Source organism: Microaerobacter geothermalis, from assembly GCF_021608135.1.
Classification (GTDB): Bacteria; Bacillota; Bacilli; order DSM-22679; family DSM-22679; genus Microaerobacter; species Microaerobacter geothermalis.
Genome location: NZ_JAKIHL010000039.1, coordinates 13,311 through 32,058, shown reverse-complemented (window position 1 = coordinate 32,058; position 18,748 = coordinate 13,311). Strand labels below are relative to the sequence as shown.

Annotated in this window: 18 protein-coding genes; 1 reads left to right on the top strand and 17 read right to left on the bottom strand. The window is 42.5% G+C overall.

The features are described 5' to 3' along the window. Window positions 1-263: 263 nt before the first annotated feature. The gene (gene rpmB / locus L1765_RS13105) at window positions 264-452 is read left to right on the top strand and encodes a 50S ribosomal protein L28 (protein ID WP_236407939.1); all 189 of its coding nucleotides are present in this window, start codon (window positions 264-266) and stop codon (window positions 450-452) included. Window positions 453-563: 111 nt separating this feature from the next. On the opposite strand, the gene spoVM is transcribed toward rpmB, so the two are convergent. From spoVM to L1765_RS13020, 17 genes are all read right to left on the bottom strand, one after another. Continuing rightward, the gene (spoVM, locus tag L1765_RS13100) at window positions 564-647 is read right to left on the bottom strand and encodes a stage V sporulation protein SpoVM (RefSeq protein WP_236407938.1); all 84 of its coding nucleotides are present in this window, start codon (window positions 645-647) and stop codon (window positions 564-566) included. A gap of 269 nt (window positions 648-916) precedes the next feature. Beyond that, on the bottom strand, window positions 917-1,570 hold the full coding sequence (gene rpe, locus L1765_RS13095) for a ribulose-phosphate 3-epimerase (RefSeq protein ID WP_236407936.1): 654 nt from the start codon (window positions 1,568-1,570) through the stop codon (window positions 917-919). Between the two features lies 1 nt (window position 1,571). Next, the gene (gene rsgA / locus L1765_RS13090) at window positions 1,572-2,468 is read right to left on the bottom strand and encodes a ribosome small subunit-dependent GTPase A (protein ID WP_236407935.1); all 897 of its coding nucleotides are present in this window, start codon (window positions 2,466-2,468) and stop codon (window positions 1,572-1,574) included. After that, window positions 2,469-4,418: a Stk1 family PASTA domain-containing Ser/Thr kinase gene (gene pknB / locus L1765_RS13085; RefSeq protein ID WP_236407934.1), complete on the bottom strand. Its 1,950-nt coding sequence runs from the start codon at window positions 4,416-4,418 to the stop codon at window positions 2,469-2,471. It abuts the gene before it with no gap. Between the two features lie 19 nt (window positions 4,419-4,437). Continuing rightward, the gene (locus L1765_RS13080; RefSeq protein ID WP_236407933.1) at window positions 4,438-5,193 is read right to left on the bottom strand and encodes a Stp1/IreP family PP2C-type Ser/Thr phosphatase; all 756 of its coding nucleotides are present in this window, start codon (window positions 5,191-5,193) and stop codon (window positions 4,438-4,440) included. Beyond that, entirely contained in the window at window positions 5,190-6,236 is a 1,047-nt protein-coding gene (gene rlmN, locus L1765_RS13075) for a 23S rRNA (adenine(2503)-C(2))-methyltransferase RlmN (RefSeq protein ID WP_236407932.1), read from the bottom strand. The genes L1765_RS13080 and rlmN overlap by 4 nt, the downstream gene beginning before the upstream one ends. A gap of 25 nt (window positions 6,237-6,261) precedes the next feature. Then, the gene (rsmB, locus tag L1765_RS13070; protein ID WP_236407931.1) at window positions 6,262-7,605 is read right to left on the bottom strand and encodes a 16S rRNA (cytosine(967)-C(5))-methyltransferase RsmB; all 1,344 of its coding nucleotides are present in this window, start codon (window positions 7,603-7,605) and stop codon (window positions 6,262-6,264) included. Window positions 7,606-7,740: 135 nt separating this feature from the next. Next, the gene (fmt, locus tag L1765_RS13065; RefSeq protein ID WP_268928914.1) at window positions 7,741-8,676 is read right to left on the bottom strand and encodes a methionyl-tRNA formyltransferase; all 936 of its coding nucleotides are present in this window, start codon (window positions 8,674-8,676) and stop codon (window positions 7,741-7,743) included. Window positions 8,677-8,747: 71 nt separating this feature from the next. After that, complete coding sequence (def, locus tag L1765_RS13060) at window positions 8,748-9,209, bottom strand: peptide deformylase (RefSeq protein ID WP_236407930.1); 462 nt, start codon at window positions 9,207-9,209, stop codon at window positions 8,748-8,750. A gap of 13 nt (window positions 9,210-9,222) precedes the next feature. Continuing rightward, window positions 9,223-11,658 carry a primosomal protein N' gene (priA, locus tag L1765_RS13055; protein ID WP_236407929.1) on the bottom strand — a complete coding sequence of 812 codons (2,436 nt, stop codon included), beginning with the start codon at window positions 11,656-11,658 and terminating at the stop codon, window positions 9,223-9,225. Between the two features lie 5 nt (window positions 11,659-11,663). Beyond that, entirely contained in the window at window positions 11,664-12,872 is a 1,209-nt protein-coding gene (gene coaBC, locus L1765_RS13050) for a bifunctional phosphopantothenoylcysteine decarboxylase/phosphopantothenate--cysteine ligase CoaBC (RefSeq protein WP_236407928.1), read from the bottom strand. Between the two features lie 39 nt (window positions 12,873-12,911). Continuing rightward, window positions 12,912-13,109: a DNA-directed RNA polymerase subunit omega gene (rpoZ, locus tag L1765_RS13045; RefSeq protein WP_236407927.1), complete on the bottom strand. Its 198-nt coding sequence runs from the start codon at window positions 13,107-13,109 to the stop codon at window positions 12,912-12,914. Then, window positions 13,109-13,726 (bottom strand): guanylate kinase, encoded by a 618-nt coding sequence (gmk, locus tag L1765_RS13040; protein ID WP_236407926.1) that lies wholly within the window; start codon window positions 13,724-13,726, stop codon window positions 13,109-13,111. The genes rpoZ and gmk overlap by 1 nt, the downstream gene beginning before the upstream one ends. An 11-nt stretch (window positions 13,727-13,737) precedes the next feature. Continuing rightward, window positions 13,738-14,001 (bottom strand): extracellular matrix/biofilm regulator RemA, encoded by a 264-nt coding sequence (remA, locus tag L1765_RS13035; protein ID WP_236407925.1) that lies wholly within the window; start codon window positions 13,999-14,001, stop codon window positions 13,738-13,740. Window positions 14,002-14,054: 53 nt separating this feature from the next. After that, on the bottom strand, window positions 14,055-14,933 hold the full coding sequence (locus tag L1765_RS13030; RefSeq protein ID WP_236407924.1) for a YicC/YloC family endoribonuclease: 879 nt from the start codon (window positions 14,931-14,933) through the stop codon (window positions 14,055-14,057). Window positions 14,934-15,097: 164 nt separating this feature from the next. Further along, complete coding sequence (gene dapF / locus L1765_RS13025; protein ID WP_236407923.1) at window positions 15,098-15,931, bottom strand: diaminopimelate epimerase; 834 nt, start codon at window positions 15,929-15,931, stop codon at window positions 15,098-15,100. Window positions 15,932-16,005: 74 nt separating this feature from the next. Beyond that, on the bottom strand, window positions 16,006-18,717 hold the full coding sequence (locus tag L1765_RS13020) for a calcium-translocating P-type ATPase, SERCA-type (RefSeq protein ID WP_236407922.1): 2,712 nt from the start codon (window positions 18,715-18,717) through the stop codon (window positions 16,006-16,008). Window positions 18,718-18,748: the final 31 nt, after the last annotated feature.

Sequence of the window (18,748 nt, the reverse complement as noted above, 5' to 3'; positions counted from 1 at the left end):
CCTTGAATCAGTTGTTCAATGACTTTGTAACGCTTCAACTCTTTTTTGCTCAAAGTTATTCTCTCCTGTCCCATAGTGACATTTTCACTGATGCGTTACAATATGACAATATCACAGACGTTCAACAAGAACAATAACGGTTCTTGCAATTTAATATTTCCTATGTTAATATAATTTAGGATTTTTGCCTATTTTAATTCCTTTTTTCTAAGGGAATGGATAGGCGTTCGATGCATTCTTCTCGGGTGAGGGAGGTGGAAATGATGTCACGTGTTTGTTATATTACAGGGAAAAGAGCTCGCTCCGGGAATAAAGTGAGTCACTCCAATCGTAAAAATAAGCGCAAATGGGGTGTTAACGTCCAAAAAGTGCGCATTTTAGTGGATGGTAAACCAATGCGAGTATATGTAAGTGCAAAAGCTCTTAAATCCGGAAAAGTTACAAGGGTATAACGAGGACTTAATTCAGGTGGAATTATTAACTCCACCCGACTTTATACACACTTACGTCAAGGATAAATGAATTTATATGAAAAAAAGCACCTGCGGTGCTTTTTTTACTATTCACTTTTGCTTGGAAAAAACCCCGATAATCATCCGAACAAAACCCCCTAAGAACTTGGGTAACTTTATCGTATAGAACCTCAAATCCGACCCCTCCTTACTAAACTTAGGCCCAAAACTGTTATTAAAGTATATTCGCAGACTTGGCAAATGTTCCAAAAAACTTTTATTCAAAATAAGGAAGTTTCGGTTATCCTATGGCTAAGTTCGCAAAAACTCCCGATGGAACTAATGAATTTATAGGGACAGCCTTCTAGTTCGTACTTCGCAAAGAGACTAAAGAACGGGAATCAACCCTCAAACTGACTCCATAGCTCCACCCACATATTTGGAGGAAGTGGGACTAGCTTCGATTAAAGAGCATCTCGAATCCCTTGAATCGCTTTGCATCTATTATCAGAGTTAAAAATAGCAGAACCGGCAACTAAAACATTGGCCCCGGCCTCAACCACAAGGGAGGCCGTTTTTTCATTGATCCCACCATCCACTTCAATATCAATATGATTTAATCCTTTCTCTTCTAGCAACATTTTTAAATCCCTTATTTTGCCAAGTACTGAATGGATAAACTTTTGCCCTCCAAATCCCGGGTTAACCGTCATCAGCAAAACCATATCTACGTCTTCAAGGATATGGACAATAGCGGATAATGGAGTAGCCGGATTTAAGGATACGCCGGCTTTTTTTCCTTGTTCCCTGATCAGGTGAACCGTTCGATGCAAATGTGGGCAAGCTTCCTGATGAACCGTAATGATATCGGCTCCTGATCTTGCAAAAGAAGGGATATAGCGGTCAGGTTCCTCGATCATTAAATGAACATCGAGGGGTAGATGGGTATGAGGACGGATGGCTTCAACGACTAGGGGTCCTATCGTGATATTAGGAACAAAATGGCCATCCATCACATCCACATGGATCCAGTCCGCTCCACCCCGAACCACGTCTACTATTTCATTCTTCAGTCGGGCGAAGTCGGCGGATAAAATGGATGGAGCAATTTTTATCATGTTAATACCTCCGTCTTTTTTCCTTGATTTCTTCTATAAACTGTAAATAATTTTCATACCGTGATTCCAGAATATCTCCTTTTTCTACGGCCCGCTTCACCGCACAATTCGGTTCCTTGCGGTGAAGGCATCCCCGGAACTTGCACTGGGGAACATAAGTCTTTATTTCTCTAAAACAAAGGCTTAGATCTTCTATTTCCATATCTGCAAATTCCAGCTGACTAAAACCGGGAGCATCGGCAACAAATCCATCTTGCGGCAGTGGGATCAGTTCAACGTGTCGGGTTGTGTGTTTTCCTCTTCCGAGCTTCATACTGACACTGGAGGTATCAAGATTTAAATCGGGAATCAGGGCATTTAAGATGGATGACTTTCCCACTCCCGATTGGCCGCATAATACCGAAATATGACCGGTAAGATAATCTGACAATACAGAAAGACCTTCTCCAGATTTCACACTGGTATAAACGACAGGATATCCCATTTTTTGGTATGATTTAAACGGATCGGTTATGGTACGGTCCATTTCAACCAGATCCAACTTGGTAAGAACAATCATAGCATTTACATGTGCGTATTCGATGTGAGCCAAAAACTTATCCAAAAGGGTAAGGGAAGGTTTGGGGTCAGCAAGGGAAAAAACGACAACAGCAAGATCAATGTTGGCAATGGGAGGTCTTATCAGTTCCGAATATCTAGAGTGTATTTGAGTAATGTATCCTTCATTAGTTATATGTCCTTCATTTTCAATCTCCTCAATCGTAACCCAATCACCAACAAGTGGGGATATACCCTTCTTTTTGAAAAGTCCCCTTGCCCGGCACTGATAAAGAATATGATTGGTTGCTTTTACATAGTAGAAACCGCTAAGTGCCTTTATGATCCGGCCCTCAATCATTTAATCTCCTCCAACTACCTTATCATATTGGACAGGTCTTCTTTCAACTAAGCTTCCATCCTTATACACCTGAATCAAACCGTTCAGCTCAGCAGTCACAATCACTTTCACATCCACAGGAGTCGGTTCCCTGATCGTTCTTTGGTATACCAATTGATTGCTGCCCCTAGCATCGGATACGTAAATGAGGACATCAGTACCTTCTGGACTGTCCGGAAACACCATCACCTGTTCAATGGCTTCAATGGCATCATCGGGAAGTCCGGTACTCACCCATATATCAATAGTAGCCCCGCGGGAAACAGGGTCTCCAGGTTCAAATGGAAATTGCCGGTACACCTTTCCTTTATCCATATAACTGGGACCATAATTGGGGTTTCCTAACTTCAAATCATATTTAAGAAGAGTCGCCGCGGCTTCTTGCTCATCTTTCCCGATTAAACTGGGCATTTCAAAGCTTTCCTTCCCTTGGCTGACGGTTATCGTTACCTTTACTTCACTGGGGACAACCGGCTCCCCTGCCTTTGGCTCTTGCTTAATCACTTTTCCTGAAGGGGAATCGCTAAACTCTTGTTCTACCACCACATTGGTAAATGAAGCCAACAACTCCACAGCGGTCTGTTGGGGGAAACCAATCAAACTAGGCATGGGTATTTTTTCTTTACCCTTGCTCACATAAATAGTAACATAGGTGTTAGCTTTAACCGGCGAACCTGGGGCAGGTTCCTGTCTAATCACAAAATCCTCTTCCACCTCATTGCTGGATCTTTCCTCAACCTTTGCCAAAAGACCCTTTTCTTCAATCTTTTTTATGGCCTGATCTTTAGGGATACTGACAACCCTGGGAACGGGAACATCAGGGACAAATAAAATCCCTGACAAGTAGTTAAAAGCAAGCAATCCTCCACCGATTAGTAGTATGACAGTAATAATTGAAATAATCACTTTTACCCAGATTCTTTTTCCATCTGGCTCATCATCGTAATCCTCTTCGTCATTTTCTTCCACATTATCCGAATTCTGACCGGATAATGAGTGAATCATATCTTCAGATAATGCGGGGACAATTCGGGTAGGCTGATTGTCTTCCATTTCATTATGGGAAAATGTGATTTTTGGCTCATTTTTCCTTTCAGGAGACAAAACCGTATGCAGATCTTCCCACATCTCCTTGGCCGAACGGTAACGCAAATCGGGATCTTTGGCCAACGCCTTTAACACCACATTTTCCACGCTTTGCGGAATAGAGGGGATGATAGCCCTTGGTGATAAATAATTATCCTGAAGATGCTTCAAGGCAACACTGATAGGAGATTCCCCAGAAAAAGGCAAATTCCCCGTCAGCATTTCATACAGGACAATACCAAGAGAATAGATATCTGACTTCTCCCCCGTCATCCCTCCCTTGGCCTGTTCCGGTGAAAAATAATGTACGGAGCCGAGAACTGAACCGGTGTGGGTAATGGTAGCAGAGGTAACCGCCCTGGCAATGCCAAAATCGGTTACTTTCACTCGCCCCCGCCTGCCAATCAAAATATTATGAGGTTTAATGTCTCGATGGATAATATGGTTTTGATGAGCATGATCCAGAGCCTCACATATTTGCGAAGCAATGTAAATGGCTTCTTCCACCGGCAATGGAGCTTTTTCTTGTATCAATTGTTTCAATGTAAAACCTTCTATGTATTCCATGACAATATAATGAATCTCTTCATCTTCACCTACATCATAAATGTTGACCACATTCGGATGGGACAAACTGGCCGCTGCCTGAGCCTCCCTACGAAAACGACGAATAAAATCCTCATCGTTTACAAATTGGGCCCGTAATATTTTGACAGCAACAATTCTATCGAGAAAAAGGTCCTTGGCCTTATATACAATGGCCATTCCTCCCCCTCCAACTTTGGAGAGAATTTCATATCTTCCGCCCAATTTTTTCCCGATCATACTGGCTCACCTCCTTTTATTATCCATTGGGTTGACTTTCCCTTAGCAAAATTACGGTAATATTATCATCTCCGCCTGCTTCTTTGGCTCTTTCCACTAATTGATCCGCCATTTCCTGTAATGAAATTCTCTGATTTAAAATTTTCTCTATCTCCTTATCCGGGACCATTTTCGTTAACCCGTCACTGCATATCAGAAAAATATCTCTTTCCTGAAAGGAGACAGGAACAAAGTCAATGGTCACATGTTTATCCGTTCCAAGGGCCCGAAGAAGAACATTCCTCTGCGGATGGTCATCTGCTTCTTTTGCCGTAATTTGTCCGCTCTTTACCAATTCATTAACCAATGAATGATCATCGGTTAATCTTTTTAAATGTCCCAAGGTGAACTGGTAGGCTCTACTATCCCCGATATACGCAATTAATCCCCATCCTTTTCTGAGAATTCCAACCACTACCGTCGTTCCCATTCCTGCACATTCCTGATGCCTGCTTGCATAATCCAATATTTTGTCGTTGGCTTTTTTGATGGCATGTTCCGTATTTATCCGAATTTCATCGACAGTTATTTCTTCTTCTAACAAAGATTGAATCTCATGACAGATCACCTCTACGGCCATTTTGCTGGCAACATCTCCTGCCAGATGCCCGCCCATGCCATCTGCTAAAATGACTCCGGTGTATTTGTCCAAGATGGTAAAATGGGTGCCATAATCCTCATTCACCTGACGAACGCACCCAATATCTGATTTCATCGCAATCTCCACTACCGTCACCTCTTATCTCCCGATCGGCGTTGAGCCCTTAATTGTCCACATGCTGCTGCGATGTCGCTTCCATGCTCACGGCGTATGGTCACATTAATCCCATATCTCTCTAATATTCTTTTGAACTGAAAAATCTCTTCTCTAGGAGTGCGAACATAATTTCTTTCCGGTACATCATTCACCGGAATGAGATTCACATGACAAAGAATTCCATCCAGTAATTTTGCCAGTTCTTCGGCATGTTCAGGCTGATCGTTTACCCCTCCAAACAAACCATATTCAAATGAAATTCGTCTTCCTGTAGTCTCAATATAGTATCGACAGGCTTCCATCAGTTGGTCCAGGGGATAGCGTCTGTTGATGGGCATTAATTTGGACCTTATTTCCGTGTTGGGAGCATGAAGGGAAATGGCGAGGGTCACTTGCAGTTTGCGATTGGCATATTCATAAATTTTAGGTACAATTCCGCTTGTAGAAACGGTAATATGCCGCTGTCCAATATTTAATCCCTTGGAGTGATTAATGATAGAAATAAATTTTAGCAACTCATCAAAATTTTCAAAGGGTTCCCCAATCCCCATCACCACCACATGGCTGACCCTCTGGCCTTCGCTGTCTAAAATCCTTTGTGCTTCCAGGACCTGAGCCACAATTTCCCCAGCAGTTAAATTTCTTGATAATCCCCCCAAGGTAGAAGCACAGAAGGTACATCCAATTCGGCATCCCACCTGTGTGGTGACACAAACACTGTTTCCATATTCATGACGCATAATCACCGTTTCAATGGATTGGCTGTCACGCAAATCAAAAAGAAATTTAATAGTTCCATCCCTTGATACCTGTGTGATATTTTCCTTTAAGGCATTTAAAGAAAAGTGAACATTTAACAATTCCCTTAGTTCCCTTGGAATATTGGTCATTTCTTCAAAGGCTCGTACACGATTTGCGTATAACCACTCAAATATTTGAGTTGACCGAAAAGACGGATACCCCCTTTCCACCAGCCAATGTTGAAGTTCCTCAAAGGTGAGGTCATAGATTAACGGCTTCATCCTAATCATCACTTCCTGAACATGTTTATCGTTTTACAACTCTTGAGATAAAGAATCCGTCACTTCCAAAATAATGGGGCAGTATTTGTACACAACCGCCTTTTACATAGGGTGAAACGGGTTTAGGCAAATCATGAATAAGGGTTTCATCCCTTTCATAATCGGGATGTTCTTCTAAAAACCAGGCGATTTGCTCTTCGTTCTCATTCTTGTCAATTGTGCATGTGCTGTAAACTAAGGTTTCTCCCTTTTTAACCAGGGGAGCAATGGCTTTTAACAGATTTCTCTGAATATGGATTAACTCTTCCGTATCTTTAGCGGTTTTTTTCCATTTAATTTCCGGCTTTCTTCGTAAAACACCAAGGCCAGAGCAAGGGGCATCCAATAGAACCCTGTCATAGTGATCATGGGGCATTAATTCTCCCAATCGGGTACTGTCGGCAACCATTGTATGAATGATGTGGATTCCCAGCCGGTCTCCATTTTCTCGAATTAAAGATTCTTTATGAGGATGAATATCTACAGCCAGAATCTCACCTTTATCCCCCATTCTTTGGGCCAAATGGGTGGCTTTGCCCCCAGGAGCGGAACAGGCATCCAGGACCTGATCACCAGGTCGAGGGTTTACCGCATCTGCCACCAGCATGGAGCTTTCATCTTGGATTGTTGCCCACCCCTTGCGAAAAATGTCCAGTTCACCGGGTGACAAGTGACTGAGAATCCTAACGCCATCTCTGGAAAGCTGTGAAGGCACCGCCCTAATCCCTTCACCATTTAACAGATCGATGAGTTCCTCCCTTGTGGTTTTTAGGGTGTTTACCCTAAGGATAATGGGAGGAGGATTGTTGTTGATTTCACACATTTTTATGGTTTCTTCTCGGCCGAATCGTTTGATCCATTTCCGTACCAGCCATTCCGGATGAGAAACCTTTAAGGAAATCCATTTCACTTCATCCTCTATGCCGTCGAGGATCAGTTTTTCCTTGTGTCTGGTAACGGTCCGCAAAACACCGTTAAAAAAACTGGCAATCCCTTTATTCCCCTTTTCCTTGGCCAGCTCCACAGCTTCATGAACAACCGCATGGTTAGGGATCCTTTCCAAAAAAATAATTTGGTAAAAGCTCATTCTAAGCAATTGCAAAACCCAAGAATCTAATTTTTTCAGGGGCCGGTTGACAAATTTTTGGATATGCCAGTCTAAAGTATTTAACCGCTGAATGGTTCCATAAACCAACTCCGTGGTCAGCCTTTTATCCGGCGGGGAAAGGGATGCTCTTTTTAATACATGATTTAGCTCTATATTGCTGTATGAGTCGTGTTCAAAAACACGGTTTAATACTTCCAAGGCTGCCTGCCTAGCTGATGCCATGGTTATCCTCCTATAAAGAAGACTTAGTTCAGATGGAGTTTATAACTCCACCTGAACTTTAGTCGCACTTATTTCGAGAATGTAGTGCTTGATCTCCCGCTTATTGAAGCGGGAGTCTTAGCAATACACCGAAGATCAAGTGCCAAGCTTCATACCTTTCACAATGGCAGATCCTGCTCCCCTTACATATTCTTCGATGGACATTTTCCGCTTACCAGCAGGCTGAAGCTGTAAAACTCGAAATTGTCCATCCTTGGTGGCCACATCCATTCCCTCTTCCGAAATCATGATGATTTCCCCCGGCTCCCCTCTCAATGAGGATTGAATGGCCTCTCCCCACCAAATCTTGATAATTTCCCCTTGTAAGGTAGTGTAGGCAACGGGCCAGGGATTGAGACCCCTTACTTGATTGAATATGGCTTGTACCGGGACATCCCAATCAATCCATTCATCTTCTCTTTTTATATTAGGGGCAAAGGTGGCAAGGGAATGATCCTGGGGCACCGGGATTACTTCTCCCTTGATCAATTTGGGGATGGTATCCATCAACAAACGAGCCCCAACTTCACTTAACTTATTATGAAGAGAACCTACCGTATCCGTTTCTTCAATGGGAACCACTACTCTGGACAACATGTCACCAGCATCCAGCTTTTCAGCCATATACATGATCGTGACACCTGTTTCTTTTTCTCCATTTATAATGGCTCTATGTATTGGAGCTCCTCCTCGGTATTTAGGGAGGAGGGAAGCATGAACATTAATACATCCGTAGGGAGGGGTGTCTAACAACTTTTTAGGAAGAATTTGACCATAAGCTGCCGTTACGATCAAATCCGGGTTAAGCTGAATCACCTGTTCCAGTTCTGTGGAATCCCTTAGTTTTTCAGGTTGAAAAACAGGGATTTTGTGTTTGATAGCCGTTACTTTTACCGGTGAGGGAGTAAGTTCCCTTTTTCTCCCCTTTGGTCTGTCCGGTTGTGTAACCACTGCAACAACCTCAAAATCCTTGACTAATCTTTCCAGGCAAGGTACCGCAAAGTCGGGGGTACCCATAAAAACAATACGCAATACGGCTTCCTCCTTCAAATCACATATTGTAAAAGGCGATTTCGTTACCAATTGCTGTTTTACACTGCCGGCTACTCCGTTGTTTTATCATATATTTTTTCAGCCAAGTCAATGAACAGCACACCGTTTAAATGATCAATTTCATGCTGAAATGCCCGTGCCAATAGATCTTCACCTTCGAGGACAACCTCTTCTCCATGTCGATTCAGTCCTTTTACCTTGCATTTTTTCGCTCTCCTGACTTCACCTAATATACCTGGAATACTTAAACATCCTTCCGGACCGATTTGCTCGCCATCCTGTTCAATAATCTCGGGATTGATTAATTCAATAATCCCTTCTCCCACATCTACAACAATCACCCGTTTTAAAATTCCTATCTGGGGAGCAGCCAAGCCAACCCCTTCGGCATGATACATGGTCTCGGCCATATCATCCAATAACTTGTGGAGATTATCGTTTAATTTCGAAACCTCTTTCGCCTTTTGCCGTAGAAGCGGATCCGGGTGTTTTACAATCATTCTTAATGCCATTCTTTATCCTCCTTCATGTCAGTATCTGCGGGTCAACATCTATCGAAATTCGAATCTGACTTTGTCTTATTTTTTTCTCTAATCGTTCCAATACTTCTGATACCATTCGTTGAATAGGTTCATCGTTATATTTTATCATGCATTGAAAACGATATCTATCTTTGATTCGCGGAATGGGTGATGGGGCAGGTCCTAAAATCTGGGTGTTCCCTTTGATTTTCCCTTTTAAATGGGAAACGAATGCATTGGATTCCTTCATTAACACACCCAAATCCTGATGGGAAAAGGTAACCAGAAACAGACGGGAATACGGAGGATAGCCGAAGTTAGCTCTGATTCCCATCTCATGCCGAACAAATTCCTGGAATTTATGTTCTTTTACATATTGAATCGCATAGTGTTCAGGGGTGTAGGTCTGAATGATGACATCTCCAGAAAGCTCATGCCTTCCTGAACGTCCGGCCACTTGGGTGAGCAATTGAAAGGTCCTCTCTGAAGCCCGAAAATCAGGAAGATGCAGCATGTTGTCTGCCGAAATCACTCCTACTAAAGTGACCTTGGGAAAATCCAATCCCTTTGCAATCATTTGTGTTCCTAACAAAATGTCGGCTTGACCTTTGCCAAATGCGTTGAGCATTTTTTCATGGGAGCCTTTTTTTCTGGTTGTATCCACATCCATTCTGATCACTCTGGCTCCGGGAAACTGCTTGGCTATTTCTTCCTCAACCCTTTGTGTCCCGGTTCCAAAAAAACGGATTTGATGGCTCTGGCAGGATGGACATATTTTTACATTTCCTTTCACATAACCGCAATAATGGCATTTTAAGGTCTGATCTGTATGATGATAGGTTAAAGAAATGTCGCAATGGGGACATTGTTCCACATACCCGCAATTTCGGCACATGACAAAAGTAGAGAAACCTCGTCTGTTAAGAAAAAGAACAATTTGTTCCTTTTTATTCAATCGATCCTCCATCATGTGAAGTAGAGATTGACAAAAAATCGAGCGGTTTCCCTGTTTTAATTCTTCTCTCATGTCCACAATATGAATGGTAGGAAGACGCTGGCCTTTCACCCGATTGGGCATGGAAAGCCAGTGATATACCCCTTTTCCTGCTTTTTGTATGGACTCCAAGGAAGGAGTGGCACTTCCTAGGATGGTTACCGCACCATGATAAGCTCCTCTGAACAAGGCAATTTCCCTGGCATGATAACGGGGAGAATCCTCCTGTTTATAACTAGATTCATGTTCTTCATCCAGGACAATTAGCCCGATTTTTTGCAGGGGTGCAAATATAGCAGATCTCGCCCCAATCACCACATCTACTTCTCCGTAAATGATTTTTCTCCATTCGTCGAACCGTTCTCCTTTGGATAACTGACTATGTAAGACGGCCACCCGATTTCCAAACCTTCCCCTAAATCGTTCAACCATCTGAGGAGTGAGAGATATCTCCGGAACCAAAACAATGGCTTGTTTCCCCAGTTGGAGGGTGTGCTCAATCGCCCGCAGGTAAACCTCTGTTTTCCCGCTTCCCGTTACCCCATAAAGAACAAAGACCTCCTCCTTGCCTTGATGGATGGCCTGATTTATTTTTTTAAGATTTTCCCTTTGGGCATCTGTTAATTCGGGCTTTGGGACGATATCCGCCTTTGTTCCTTGGAAGGGATCTCGGTATACTTCTTTTTGAAATACGCGGATCATTTTCTTCTTTTCCAAGGTTTTTACCGCACTTCTTGAAACGCCTGTTTGTTCCAACAGTTTGGATAAGGGGAAATGAGTATTGCAGGGGGCATCCAGCAATAGTCGTAAAATTTTCTTTTGACCCTCTTCCCTTGCAGATAATTGTTCCATATAGCGGACAATCTCTGCCTGTTTTTTGGACAATTCCACATAGGTCACTTTTTTTCTGGTTATTCCATCATCGACAACATTGGAAATTTTAATGGTTCCTTCCCCCATCCATTTCTGTATGATGTCACGATGATCAGAATAAGTAAGTGTTAATACTTCTAAAGGAATTTTCCCTTTTCTCTTTATTTCAGACATGATTTTCTCTTCTTCAGGCGTAAGGATAAGATATTGATCAAGGGCTTGATCATTAACACTTGCATATTTTATATATTTCAACCTGAGCATGGAAGGAATCATGGCTTGGTAAACCTTGGCCATCGGACACAAATAATATTGACTCATCCATTCCCCCAAAACGATTAACTCTTCGGTAAGAAGAGGATGATCATCCAACACTTCCAAAATTTCCTTTACATGAATGATGGAAGGCGAATCTACCAGTTCAACAACAAAACCCATTCTTTTCATGGTGCCAAAGGGAACCATCACCCGACACCCTTTTTTTATCAATGGAATTAACGAACCCGGAACCGCATAATCAAAGGGTTTATCAATGGAATCAACAGGAAGGTCAATCACCACTTTTGCAATCATGATGACTACTCCCTTTGTTCAAGCAAACCCATGATCTGGTCAAAGATGGCATCTGCCACTTCCCTTTTGCTCATCTTTGGAAGGGATATTTCTTGTCCGTTCTTTACATATATGGTGACTACATTTGTGTCTTCTTCAAATCCGGCACCCACTAATTTCACGTTATTGGCCACGATCATATCCACATTTTTTCTAGACATTTTATCCTTAGCATAATATTCTACATCCTTTGTTTCGGCCGCAAATCCCACTACAAATTGATGTTTCTTTCTCTTGCCGATTTCAAAGAGAATATCTTTTGTTCTCTCCAGTTCTATGATTAACTGCCCCTCGCTCTTTTTGATTTTTTGATCGTGTACTTCCTTTGGTCGATAATCAGCAACAGCCGCCGCTTTTATGACAATATCCACCTCTTCTATCTTTTCCATGACCGCATGGTACATTTCTTCTGCAGATTCTACGGGATAGGTGATAACCCCTGAGGGTTTGGGTAATGAGGTTGGTCCTGTGACTAAAAGTACTTCTGCTCCCCGGTCTCTGGCTGCCTCAGCAATGGCAAATCCCATTTTTCCTGATGACCGGTTAGAAAAAAAGCGAACCGGGTCCACTTTTTCCCGGGTGGGACCTGCGGTAACGAGAACCCTCTTTCCTTTAAGATCCGTTTTCCTGTTCCCTTTTTTCAACAAATACTCAATATGAGTCAGTATGCTTTCCGACTCTGCCAGCCTTCCCTTCCCCGTATATCCGCAAGCTAAAGGGCCCTCTCCCGGTTCGGCAAAATGATAGCCCCATTCCTTCAGGATGTTCATATTTCTTTGTACTGCAGGATGGGCATACATATGAACATTCATGGCAGGACATATTAACACGGGGGCTACCGTTGCCAGCACGGTGGTAGACAGCATATCATCCGCAATTCCTTGAGCCATCTTACCGATGATATTTGCCGTTGCCGGTGCAATGACAAACAGATCAGCCTTGTCAGCCAAATCAATGTGAGAAACAACAGCGGGATCCCTTTCTTCAAAGGTATCCACAAATACATGATGTTTTGACAAAGTCTGAAATGTAAGGGGAGTGACAAATCGGGCAGCCGATTCTGTCAAGATCACCCATGTATCAATCCCCTTTTGTGTTAATTGGCTTGTAAGAGCAGCTGCCTTATAGGCAGCAATTCCTCCAGTTACTCCTAAAACTACAGTTTTTTTCCTCATCGTCAATCCTCCTAAAAAAATAACAACCATTTCCGGTTGTTATTTTTTTCGATCAAAGGTTAATTTATCAAACGCAATCTCCTCTAAAGCCATTCCCACGTGTTTTCGGGACTTTGGTTGTTCAATGAGCACTTTCCCAGTCTCCCTTAATTGTCTTGCCCGCTTTGCAGCCAAAGCAACCAGCGTATATTTGCTTCCCGTCTTTTCTACCAACACATCGATGGAAGGATAACGCATTATAAATCCTCCTTTATTAGCTTGTAATAATGTTGAATGATCCGTTCCCTTTTACAATGTTCAGCAACAATGATGGCCATTATACGTTCACAAGCCTTATCCACCTCATCATTCACGACAACATAATCATATTTTTCCATCATCTCAATTTCTTCTCTTGCTGTGTTGAGACGGTTGTGAATGGATTCTTCCGTTTCTGTACCCCGATGGATAATTCTATTCTTTAATTCCGTCATATTGGGAGGGGCCAGAAAAATAAAAATTCCTTCAGGAAATTTTTCCTGAACCTGAAATGCACCCTTTACTTCAATTTCGAGAATAACATCTTTTCCTTTGGATAATGTTTCTTCCACAAAAGCACGGGGAGTTCCATAATAATTTCCAACAAACTGAGCCCATTCCAGGAATTCATCGTTCTCAATCATTTGCAGAAACTCATCTTTTGTTTTGAAAAAATAATGGACGCCTTCTACTTCATCCTCCCGTTTCTCACGGGTTGTCGCTGAAATGGAATATACTAGATCCTTTACCTTATCCTGAAGTGCAGCTCTGACCGTACCCTTTCCCACACCTGAAGGACCGGAAAGAACGATCAATAATCCCCTTTCTTTTTCCATGATACCCTCTCCTAATCCAATGAATCATCATCTTTTGACCCCAATAATCGCTGCCCAACCGTTTCAGGTTGAACGGCACATAAGACGACGTGATCACTATCAGTAATGATGACAGCCCTTGTACGCCTGCCATAGGTTGCGTCGATCAGCCTTCCACCATCCCTTGCCTCCTGAATGATTCGTTTAATGGGAGCTGACTCAGGGCTTACTACAGAAATTATCCGATTGGCATTTACAATATTTCCAAAGCCGATATTTACTAATTTGATGGACAAATTGGAGTCCCCCTTCGTGGCAAATCATATCAAATCCCTTGACACTTTATATTTTACTCTATATTTTGCACCTGTTCTTTGATTTTTTCCAATTCGCTTTTTAACTCGACGACCCATTGACTAATTTTTAAATCATTAGCTTTGGAGCCAATGGTATTCATTTCCCGGTTCATTTCCTGAATTAAAAAATCAAGCTTTCTGCCAATGGCACCTTTATCTCTGATTACTTTCAAAAATTGCTCGCAGTGGCTATGTAAACGAGTTAATTCTTCATCAATATTAGCTTTTTCGGCAAAGAGGGCCACTTCCGTTAATAACTTTCCTTCATCCAATTCAACCTGCCCGCCTAAAAATTCCTTCACCCTTTGCAAAATTTTCTCCCGATAGATGTCAACGACGCGTCCGGAATGTTGGGAAATATTTCCTATATATTGTCTAATCTGGGTCATTCTGGATTCTAAATCTTCTGTTAGAGCTTGTCCCTCCAAATCCCTCATTTCAACCAGCCGGTCAACAGCCTGAGACACTACATCCAAAAGAAAATCAGCCGCTTCTTCCAAATTCCGCTGCTCTTCCTTGAGTTGAATCATGTCTTCCCTGGCCAAAATATCCGTTGCCGAAATGTTGTCATGAAGATTGTATTTTTGTTGAAATTCCCGGATAGCAGACATATATTGTTCAACAAGACTCCAGTTCACCTCAAGCTGTTGATTAGGAAGAGTCTCTGCATCCATATTGACAAAAACATCCACTCTCCCCCGGAGGATCTTCTTCTGTATCAACCTCTTTATTTTATCTTCTGCAAACATAAATTCTCGAGGCATCTTGATCGAAATCTCACAAAAGCGATGATTTACCGATTTCATTTCAACGGTAAAGGAAAGACCGTCTATTCGTTGCTCTGCCCTACCATATCCAGTCATACTTTTCATAAATGATTGTCACATCCATTTAACTTTTCCCTATTGTAACTATTTTAACCCTTTGACGCAATTCTCCATCATGTGGAACTAAACTTACATGACCCGAAGGGTCACAAATTGATATGAAAAGGTATTTTCATATCAAAGAATCACACGTCGGCAACTATTCCATTCTATAGCAGCCAAGTTCCACTGAATGTTTCTGTCGCCTGCCCTGTCATATAGACATGATGATCTTCCAGATTCCATTCAATGAGCAAGTCTCCCCCCTTTAAATGGACCAAAACCTTTCTTCCTGTTTTTCCTACAAGATGGGAAGCGACCGCTGTAGCACAAGCCCCAGTACCGCAAGCCAGGGTTTGGCCAACTCCTCTTTCCCAAACCCGCATATCCACTTCTCCGTCATTCCTCACCGTTACAAATTCCACATTGGTTTTTTTCGGAAACATGGGATGGACTTCAATTAGCGGTCCCCAAGTTTCTACAGGATAATGAACGGCATCATCCACAAAAATAACAGCATGGGGATTCCCCATGGATACGGCAGTAAAATGAAAAGTTTTTCCTTTCACCTCGATGGGTATTTGGATCGCTTTTTCTCCTTCCACTTTCGTCGGAATTTCATTTGGAATCAACACAGGCGGTCCCATATCCACTTTTACTTCAGATACCCGGTCTCCTTCCGCGTGAAGAAAAACATGCTGAATACCTGCCAATGTTTCAATGCTAAGTTCCTTTTTGGTGGTCATTTGATGATCGTATACATATTTTCCAACGCATCGAATGGCATTTCCGCACTGCTCTGCTTCAGATCCGTCGGCATTGATAATTCTCATTCTAAAATCAGCCTTATCAGATGGGAGAATAAATACCAATCCGTCAGCCCCTACACCAAAATGGCGATTACACATGTTTTGAGCCAATTCAGCAACATGATCAGGCAAACGGTCATACTGAGCCATGACAACAAAATCGTTGCCCAATCCATTCATTTTCGTAAAATTCATGGAGATTCCCTGCCTTTTCCTAATTTCATACCTTATCATACTCTACTTCCAATTTTTTTTCCATGCCTATACTCCTATTTTTTGAACAAATGAGGAAGACCGGCAAAAAATGTTGGAATGGCTGCAAAGAAAAGAACAAATCCCCAATCGGTTAGATTAAGGGGCACCGTTCTGAAGATGGGCTGCAGCCCTTCTACATACAATACTCCAAGTAGCAGCACAATGGAAGAAATCACTGCCAAAATCAGCATTTTATTTTGCAGGGGATTTCGATGAAATACGGACCGCTCACTTCTGCAATCAAATACATGGATTAATTGAGCCATAACCAAGGTGGTGAATGCCATAGTTTGCGCCTTAACCAAATTTTCCGGATCAGACTGCAGGGTCAAAACAAATGCAGCAAGGGTGGATAAACCAATTAAAAATCCTCTGCTTAAAATTTTCCATCCCAGGCCTCTAGAAAAAATACTCTCCTTCCTGTTCCGGGGTGGGCGGTTCATCGTATCCTTTTCAGGTTGATCAACCCCTAATGCCATGGCAGGCAATCCATCGGTTACCAGGTTGACCCACAATATTTGAATCGGCACTAATGGTAGAGGAAGCCCTGCAACCATCGCCATCAGCATGACTAATATTTCACCCACATTGGAAGCCAATAAATAGCGGATAAACTTTCGGATATTATCATAAATGCTTCTTCCTTCCTCTATAGCCGCTTTAATCGTGGCAAAATTATCATCACTTAACACCAATGCAGATGCCTCTTTTGCCACATCCGTTCCTGTGATCCCCATAGAGACCCCAATATCGGAAGCTTTTATGGCCGGGGCATCGTTTACCCCATCACCGGTCATGGCCACCACATGGCCTTTGCTCTGCAACGCTTTCACGATCCGAAGCTTATGTTCAGGAGAAACACGGGCATACACATAAATATCCTCTGCTGCCTGCAGAAATTCCTTATCGGACAGTTGATCCAATTCTACTCCGCTGATTGTTCTCCCATTTGGCGGAAACATCCCAAGTTGTTTCGCAATGGCTTCGGCCGTCTTTTGGTGATCACCGGTAATCATAATAGTCTTAATTCCGGCCCGTTTACAATCCAGGATTGCCTGACTGACCTCCTTTCTGGGAGGATCAATCATCCCATGAAATCCAACAAAAACAAGATTTTCTTCAATATTTTGCATGGTGCGGCCTGTACCCGATGACCTGGGAATTTCTTTGTAGGCAATGGCTAACGTGCGTAAAGCCTGCTCTGCGAATTGTGTAATCTTGTTGGATACATGGAATTTTATGGGCGGTGTAAGCGGTACCACCTTCCCATGCCAAACGATGTGGGTGCAATGTTCCAAAATGACATCAGGGGCTCCTTTGACGGCAACCATCATCTCATTTCTATGATTTTTTAGAATCACGGACATTCTTTTCCTTTCAGAGTCAAATGGGATTTCTTCAATGAACTCCCACTTTGATAGTATTTGTTCTCTCCAGACTCCCCCTTTGGCTGCCGCCACCAACAGTGCCCCTTCGGTTGGATCACCCACAACTTCCCATTCTGTTTTTCTATTTATGAATGAACCCTTTTCTTTTTTTTTAATTAGATGGGCATGGTTGCACATCACCGATAACTCTAAAAAGCGACTTGTAAATAGATCATTTTTTATATCGATCTTCTTTCCGTTTTGAACAAACTCACCTTTTGGCTCATATCCACTTCCCGTTAGGAATCTTTCATTTCCGTCCAGCCAGATCTTTGTAACCGTCATCTTGTTTTGTGTCAATGTTCCTGTTTTATCTGAACATATGGCAGTGGCGCATCCGAGGGTTTCTACAGAGGGAAGCTTCCTTACAATAGCTCTACGCTTGATCATCCTCTGCACTCCTAAAGCCAAGACGATGGTGACAATGGCAGGCAGTCCTTCCGGAATGGCAGCTACCGCCAAGCTTACACCCGTTAAAAACATTTGATAGGCATTTTGTCCATGACTTATTCCCGTGACCACAACCGCGATCGTTAACAAAATGGCTAACAGCACCAAAACCTTTCCAAGATGCTCCAACCTTTGTTGGAGGGGAGTTTGAATTTCTTCGGAAGATTCAATCAGATGGGCAATACGACCCATTTCTGTGTCCATTCCAGTTGCCACAACTATCCCCTGACAAGAACCTCTGGTTGCCATTGTTCCCATAAAAAGCATGTTTAGCTGATCCCCCAAAGAAATTTGATCATTGAAAATCATTTGATTTGTCTTTTCTACCGGAACTGATTCTCCGGTTAAAGATGATTCATCCACAAGCAACCCTTTACTAGATATAATCCGTATATCAGCCGGTATGCGGTCTCCTCCTTCGACGTATACCAAATCACCGGGAACCACTTCATTGGCAGAAATCTCCTGAAGCTTACCATCACGAATCACATGAGCATTGGGTGCCGTTAAATCCTTTAGTGCCTTTAAAGATTTTTCTGCCCGAAATTCCTGAACAAAACCAAGAACCGCATTAATGATTACAATGGCAATGATCGTAATGGCATCTGTATATTCTCCCAGCAAGCCTGAAATGAGGGTTGCTACAAGAAGTACCAATACCATAAAATCCTTAAACTGGTTTAAAAATTGGAAAAACGGATTTATCTTTTTCCCTTCCTTCAGGCTGTTCGGTCCAAAGTAATTCAGTCTTCTTTTCGCTTCTTTCCAGGTTAACCCATGATTCAAATCTGTATGTAATACTTGTTCGAGCCGGGCGACCTCTTCACGATACCATTTTCGATTATTCAACCGTCATCCTCCCCTTCGAAACAACCTACTA